Here is a 6,763-nt window from a genome sequence, read left to right on the forward strand (position 1 = left end):
CTGAGGACCCCGAGTTTGAAACCTTCTACACGAAGAACATTCTTCTGAATGAAGGTCTGCGTGCCTGGATGGCACCGGCTGACCAGCCGCACGAAAACTTCGTCTTCCCTGAAGAGGTTCTGCCCCGCGGCAACGCCCTCTGATCCCAGGGTCCACTTGGTTTTGGATTGCTCAAAGCGCCTCCACGGGGGCGCTTTTTTCTTGGCTACATTTCCTGTGTTCTGTCAGCAGTGATGTGGTGCCGTTCGTGCCTTCGGGCCCGGCTGGCGCCGAAGGCATCGCCGGCTGACGCCAATCCCCACAGGAGGAGGTGCCCGTGAGTTCCAGTTGTTTCACCCAGGGTCTGCTGATCGCGGAGAACGCCCTCTAGTTGGTTTCGCGGCTGAATCAGGCCCGGCGAGAGCCCCCGGTGCTGCGGTCTTCGGACCCCGGCGCCGGGGGCATCGTTCATGGAGCCTGCGCCGGGACCTGCGTGTCATTGTGCGCAGTGGCACAGGGTGAGGGGCTGGGGCTGTGATACCGGGTCACTATGTGGTCGGCGCATTGCGCCTACTCGTGTGAGGAACCCATGAAACTCTTTAAGCAACTGCTGGTTGCTCCTGCAGCTCTCGGTCTGCTGGCCCCTGTGGCCGCTACCGCTGCTGAGCTCAACCTGGACGGCGTCAACAAGTACGCCGCCGAGGAGCAAGTCACCAGCATCTCCCAGTTCTCTGACGTCAAGCCCACCGACTGGGCTTACCAGGCTCTGTCCAACCTGATCGAGCGCTACGGCTGCGTCGCTGGTTATCCCGATGGCACCTACAAGGGTGGCCGGGCCATGACCCGCTTCGAAGCGGCTGCTCTGCTCAACGCTTGCCTCGACCGCGTCACCGAAGTGACCGACGAGCTCAAGAAGCTGATGGCCGAGTTCGAGAAGGAACTCGCCATCCTCAAGGGCCGCGTGGACGGTCTTGAAGCCAAAGTGGGCGAACTGGAAGCTAACCAGTTCTCCACCACCACCAAGCTGAAGGGGATCGCCACCTTCACCATCGGCGGTGCTTCCAACGGTGTCGTCGGCAACTTCGACAACGCTGTCATTAACACGGCCAACGGGGCAGCTCAAGCTGCCAACGTCATCACCGGCGTTCAGGCTGAGCGCGTCGCCTTCAACTACGACGTGCGCCTGATGCTCGACACGAGCTTCACCGGTAAGGACCTGCTGCGCACCACCCTGCGCTCCGGCAACTTCGGTGGCTCCGTGTTCGGCCCCGGTGGTTCCGCTCTGATGGAAGTCGCTTTCCAGGAGGAAGCTGGCTCCGACGTGGTCAGCATCGACCGCCTCTTCTACCAGTTCCCGATCTCCGAGAACTTCACTGGTACCTTCGGTGCCAAGGTCCGTCAGGACGACATGCTGGCCATGTGGCCCAGCGTGTACCCCGCTGATTCGATCCTCGATCGCTTCACACTGGCTGGTGCCAACGGTGCCTACAACCTCAACCTGGGTGCCGGTGCCGGTATCTGGTACGAGAAGGAAGGTTTCAGCGTTAGCGTGAGCTACGTCTCCAACGAGTACTCGGCTCCCTACAGCTACCAGAACAACTTTGTTGACGCCAACGGCAATGGCTTCTCCACCGGAGGTGGCCTTGGCGACGGCAGCACCACCACCGTGCAGGTCGGCTATGCCGCCAGCAACTGGGGTGCAGCTTTTGCTTACAACTACACCGAAGCAGCCACCATCCTTGGTGGTGTGAGCTTCCTGCCTACGGAAATCAGCATCTTCAACGTCAACGGCAGCAACAACTACGGCTTCAGCGCCTACTGGCAGCCTGAAGAGTCCGGTTGGATCCCCTCGATCAGCGCCGGCGTGGGTGCTACCCAGTACAACGGTTCTGGCGCCTCCGACGACACCTGGTCCTGGATGGTGGGCCTGCAGTGGGCTGACGCGATCATCAAGGGCAATGCCTTCGGCATTGGCCTGGGTGAGAGCAACACCGAGTTCAACCAGTTTGGTCTGGAAGTCTGGTACAAGTTCCAGGTCACCGACAACATCAGCATCACCCCCGCGATCTTCTGGATCGAGAACGGCGGTTTCGATTACGGCACCAACACTGTTGACGACAGCGTCGGCGCTGTGCTGAAGACCACCTTCAAGTTCTGATCCTCAGAACACAACTGGGGCCGGATCCCTCACACACCTCCGGCCCTTCGTCCTCCACTTCTCAACACACACCTCGATCAACCTCGGCTTCGGCCGGGGTTTTTTATTGTGGCTGTTTCTGGGGGCCTGCCCTGACCGCCGCCGATCCCTATCGCGTGCTGGGCGTGTCGCCTGCCGCCACCGCTGCCGAGATTAAGGCCGCCTACCGCGCCCTGGTGAAGCGCCATCACCCCGATGCCGGCGGGGACGACCGCACGATCCTGGAGCTCAATGCTGCCTGGGAAGTGCTGGGCGATGGGGAGCGCCGCCGGCGCCACGATTTGCGGCACGAACCTCACCGTCATCAGTCCGGAGCGGCTTCGGGCCCTCGGGACCCTGGCGTGACCGTCAAGAGTGCCCACCCTGCGCGCAGTGCCGTCCATGACGCCGCGCTGCAGCAGTGGTTGCAGCAGGTGCATGCGCCGATTGATCGTCTGTTGGCGCAGGTGATCAACCCTTTCCCAGCCCAGCTCAAAGCGCTGTCGGCCGATCCTTACGACGACAGCCTGATGGAGGCTTTTTGCACGTTTTTAGAGCAGAGCCAAGCACGCCTGGTGAAGGTGGAGGCGCTCTACCAATCCCAGCCCTGTCCGCCAGGCAGCCAGGCTTTTGCCCTCGATCTCTACCACTGCCTCAGCCTGGTGAAGGATGCGCTCGCCGATCTGGAGCGCTACACCATGGGCTATGTGGATTCCTACCTCCATGACGGCCGGGAACTCCTGCGCCAAGCCCGATTGCGGCGCCAGAGCCTGCAGGCCCAGCGGCGGGAGTTAGGCCTCTGATTCTTCCGCAGGGTTGGCGATCAAGGCGATCTCTGGTGAAAACAGGGCCGACAGATATCCGCCCAGAACCATCAACAGCAGAGTGAAGTAAAAGGCCGCTAGCAATACGGTGTGGGTGGTGAGGGGAAACAGCATCACGAACAGGGTGGCTGCGTAGGGCGCTGCCAAAGCCTGGCGTTCGGCAGAGGCCACGAGAAACCAGCGCCAGCCCAGTCCGATGGCCAGTAGCAATCCCGCCAGCCCAATCAGCCCGGTTTCGGCAGTCACCTCCAGGTAGATGTTGTGGGCGTGGCTTGGTTTACTGCGGTGCCCATGGGGGGCTAGCTGGGCATACAGCGGATAGGCCGGGCGAAAGGCGTTGATCCCCACGCCCGTGAGTGGCCGGTCGTGAATCATCTTCAGGCCAGCATCAATCAAGAAGGCCCGGTCGCTGGTGAAACGGTTCAGCGAATCAAAAAGATGCTGGCTGGCTTCGGTGTCTGCCGGATTGTCCTGCAGCCGTTGCAACGATGTGGCCATGTCGGTGGCGGATGTGGACATCCAGCCCGCCCGTTGTTGCAGGGTTGGAGCCAGTGGATAGATGGCCACCACGGCGGCGATCAGGGCGGCAGCGCCGATCAGGCGGGTGCGTTTGCTCCAGAGGGTCGAGAGGGCCATCAGCCCCAGCACCAACAGCAGCAGGTTGTTCCGCTGGCCCGAGAGGATCACTGTCACCACCAGTCCGCCCGTGAGGGCGATGGCCCAGCGGTTGCGCTGCTTCAGCGGTTCCCAGAGCACCAGTGGGGTGAGCACCGCCACGATGATTCCAAAAATGCCATTGGTGCTGAAGGGTCCATTGATCATTCCCTCCGCTTTTGGTGTGATGCCGAAGACATCGGCTCCCGTGATGGCCTGCAGGAGTCCATCGCCGATCCAGGCCGCGATCACCACCACCAGGCCTGTCTGGAGCCACTGGTGATCCGCTCGGGTCCGTAAGCCGTAGAGCACGCTGATGCCCGCCAGGGCCACCAGGGCAACGGACGCGATCTCTCCCCAGCTTTTGCCTGGGGCCAGGGAGGTGGGGATGGAGAGCAGGCCTGGGATCACCAGGCACAGCAGCAGCAGCCCCAGGCGCCTGGCTGGTTCGGCCACAGTGGGCAGGCCCCCCCGCAGGCTGAGTGCCAAACCCAGTAGGGCTGAGCCCACCAGGGGCACCCGGTATTCGCCTGGAAATGGCTGCCAGGCCACCAGCAGCAAGGCAAACAAGCGGCACACATTGGCCAGGGTGAAGGCTTGTCTCAGCGCAGCCGGGGACGGCCATGGGCCGCGGAAGCCCGCCCTCACGCGCTGAACGCCTCCAGCTGATCCAGGCGCAGCCACACGTCCGGCACCGGCCGTCGCCAACGCAACTGGGCGTAGTCCCCCTTGATGGCCAGGATTTCACCGGGGCCTTCCACCACATAGCCCGGGAGAAGGGAGTCGCTGGCGGCTGCTTCCAGGCTGCCGGCGTAGGCCGCAGCTTTGACCCGCACCAGGCTGCCCTTCTTGAGCGGTGCTGGCGCTGCGCTGGTGGGGCTCACCTCGGCGGTGGGATCGGCCATGGAGGTCGGATTCATGCTGGGGACAGGCTAAGGCCGGAGGCCCTGGCCCCGGTCTGAAGGCCTAGCCTCCCCCTCACGCGTGGGAATGATCGGATGCGCCTGTTGTTGCTGGGCTGCTCAGGGTTTGTGGGGCGCGAGCTGGTGCCGTTTCTGCTGGAACTGGGCCACGAGGTGACCCTGGTGAGCCGTCAGGCCCAGCCCTTTCCTGCCCTGGTGGGCAAGCGCCTCTCCTGCATCCGCCTCGATCCGGCCGATCCCGCCAGCTGGGCGCACAACGGGCTCGAGGCGGCCGTGGCCCAGGCCGAGGGTGTGGTGAACCTGGCTGGTGAGCCGATTGCTGAGCGCCGCTGGACCCCAGCCCATTGCGAACTGCTGCTCCAGAGCCGGGTGCGCACCACCGAGCTGCTGGTGGCCGCCCTGGCGCGGCAGGAACGGCCTCCTGGGGTGCTCGTGAATGGCTCTGCCGTGGGCTTCTACGGCTCCAGCCTCGAAGCTCGCTTCTCGGAGGCGAGCCCGGCCGGCCGCGATTTCCTGGCCCAGATCTGCCAGCGCTGGGAAGCGGCCACCAACCCGGTGCCCCCTGCCTGCCGCCTGGTGACCCTCCGCATCGGCATTGTGCTGGGGCCCGATGGGGGTGCTCTCGGCAAAATGCTGCCGGTGTTCCGCATGGGCTTTGGCGGGCCGGTGGGATCCGGTCGCCAGTGGATGAGCTGGATTCACCGCCACGACCTCTGCCGTCTGATCGCCACGGCCCTGGAGGATTCCGCCTACAGCGGCACCTACAACGCGGTGAGTCCGGAGCCCACCACCATGGGCCTCTTTGCCGCTGCCCTGGGCAAGGCGCTGGGACGGCCCAGTCTGCTGCCGGTGCCGGGACCGATCCTGCAGCTGCTGCTCGGGGATGGGGCCCAGGTGGTGCTGGAAGGTCAGCAGGTGCTGCCGGAGCGGTTGCTGGCCCAGGGATTCCCGTTCCAGTACCCCAAGCTCAGCGCTGCCCTCGCCGCTGCCACCAACCCAGCACCCCACTGAGCAGGGCGGCGCCCATCAGCAGGCCGATCGCCGGGGTGAACAGGGGCTCCCATAGCCGTTGAAACAGCTCCAGGGGTGCCTCCACGTGCTGGCTGTGCAGGGCCACGGCCGTGGCAAACCAGATCGCCCCGGCGATCACCACGAACACGTCCACCACCAGCACCGTGTCCATGGCGCCCTTGAGCTGCTGCAGGGGGCCGGGAGAGGGCTCAGGAGTGGTCATGGGGTGGGTGCCGCAAGCAGGGTCATGATCGCTGCCGCCATGGTCTGGCTGCCACCGGGCCGGCCGATCCGCTCCAGGCCGATGGCGGCGAGCTGCTGCCGCCTTGCTGGCCCTCGGGCCGGATCGGCTTGCTCATCCAGCAGGGTGCGCGCCAAAGCGGCGGAGGCCTCCAGGGTTGGGGTCTGGCCCCTCGCCCCGCCAGCCCAGTGCACGCCAGGCCCCAGCAGGCGGCGCTGGGCCTCGGCAAAGTCCGCCGTGAACTGGGGCCCCCGGCCTGGCAGCTGCAGCACCGGTTTGCCCAGTCCCACGGCCTGTTCGGCCGCCGTGCCGGCCATGCAGAGCGCCAGCGAGGCCTGGGGCAGCATCGCGGCAAATTGGCCCCAGGCCAGCTCCAGGCGCAGGGGGCCGCAGCTGAGATGCTCCTGCCCCTCCAGCTGCCAGCCGAGGGGGCGGCCCAGCTGGGTGAGGCGCTCCAGGGTGAGGTCGGGCACCAGGGCGGCCCGCAGCCGCAGGTTCTGGGCTTGCACCCAGTCGCCGGGCAGCAGCGCCAGCAGCTGCAGCATCCGTTGCAGGTTGCGGGCCGCTTCTGGCAGGCGGCTGCCGGGCACCAGCAGCAGTTGTGGCTCCTGGACTGCGCTGGCCGGGGGCGGGCTGGGCTGGGCGCTCACCACGTCCAGAAAGGGGTTGCCCAGGAAGGTCACGGGCCGGGCTAGCTGCTGGCTGAGGTCGCTAGCCGTGAGGGCATCCCGGCTCCAGATGGCTCGGATGGCCGGCCGCCCCAGCAGCCAGCTGCAGGGCCAGGGCAGCCGCAGGCGGCCCTCGTAGTGGCTGGAGTAGGCCACCAGGTACACCGCGGTGGGTAAGCCCGACAGCCAGCCCCCCAGCACCGCCAGCACGTCCCCCACGGCCAGCACCAGGCCGTAGGCCTGGCGGCGGCGGCGTAGCAGCAGCAGGCGCCCCAGCACATAGAGCA

Annotated in this window: 7 protein-coding genes and 1 pseudogene; 4 read left to right on the forward strand and 4 right to left on the reverse strand. The window is 65.5% G+C overall.

The features are described 5' to 3' along the window. From KBY71_RS14070 to KBY71_RS14080, 3 genes and pseudogenes are all read left to right on the forward strand, one after another. Positions 1–143 (forward strand): annotated as a pseudogene (locus KBY71_RS14070) (photosystem II D2 protein (photosystem q(a) protein)); the annotation flags it as partial. A 425-nt stretch (positions 144–568) separates the two neighbouring features. Further along, the gene (locus KBY71_RS14075) at positions 569–2,137 is read left to right on the forward strand and encodes an iron uptake porin (protein WP_254929521.1); all 1,569 of its coding nucleotides are present in this window, start codon (positions 569–571) and stop codon (positions 2,135–2,137) included. 164 nt (positions 2,138–2,301) lie between these two features. Continuing rightward, positions 2,302–2,958, forward strand: coding sequence for a DnaJ domain-containing protein (locus KBY71_RS14080; RefSeq protein ID WP_396095544.1), 657 nt, complete (start codon positions 2,302–2,304; stop codon positions 2,956–2,958). Here the strand turns inward: KBY71_RS14080 and KBY71_RS14085 are convergent. Together KBY71_RS14085 and ndhO are read right to left on the reverse strand one after the other, a co-directional pair. Continuing rightward, positions 2,947–4,203 carry an O-antigen ligase gene (locus KBY71_RS14085; protein ID WP_254929522.1) on the reverse strand — a complete coding sequence of 419 codons (1,257 nt, stop codon included), beginning with the start codon at positions 4,201–4,203 and terminating at the stop codon, positions 2,947–2,949. The genes KBY71_RS14080 and KBY71_RS14085 overlap by 12 nt on opposite strands. A gap of 74 nt (positions 4,204–4,277) precedes the next feature. Next, on the reverse strand, positions 4,278–4,538 hold the full coding sequence (gene ndhO / locus KBY71_RS14090) for an NAD(P)H-quinone oxidoreductase subunit O (protein WP_254929527.1): 261 nt from the start codon (positions 4,536–4,538) through the stop codon (positions 4,278–4,280). A gap of 93 nt (positions 4,539–4,631) precedes the next feature. Here ndhO and KBY71_RS14095 point away from each other — a divergent pair, with 93 nt between their 5' ends. After that, positions 4,632–5,567 (forward strand): TIGR01777 family oxidoreductase, encoded by a 936-nt coding sequence (locus tag KBY71_RS14095; protein ID WP_254929523.1) that lies wholly within the window; start codon positions 4,632–4,634, stop codon positions 5,565–5,567. Here KBY71_RS14095 and KBY71_RS14100 read toward each other — a convergent pair. Together KBY71_RS14100 and KBY71_RS14105 are read right to left on the reverse strand one after the other, a co-directional pair. Then, positions 5,524–5,790, reverse strand: coding sequence for a hypothetical protein (locus KBY71_RS14100; protein ID WP_254929524.1), 267 nt, complete (start codon positions 5,788–5,790; stop codon positions 5,524–5,526). The genes KBY71_RS14095 and KBY71_RS14100 overlap by 44 nt on opposite strands. Continuing rightward, the coding region (locus KBY71_RS14105) for a lipid-A-disaccharide synthase-related protein (RefSeq protein WP_254929525.1) at positions 5,787–6,763 on the reverse strand (977 nt) is incomplete at its 5' end. The genes KBY71_RS14105 and KBY71_RS14100, both read right to left, overlap by 4 nt.

Source organism: Cyanobium sp. T1B-Tous, from assembly GCF_024345475.1.
Lineage (GTDB): Bacteria > Cyanobacteriota > Cyanobacteriia > PCC-6307 > Cyanobiaceae > Cyanobium_A.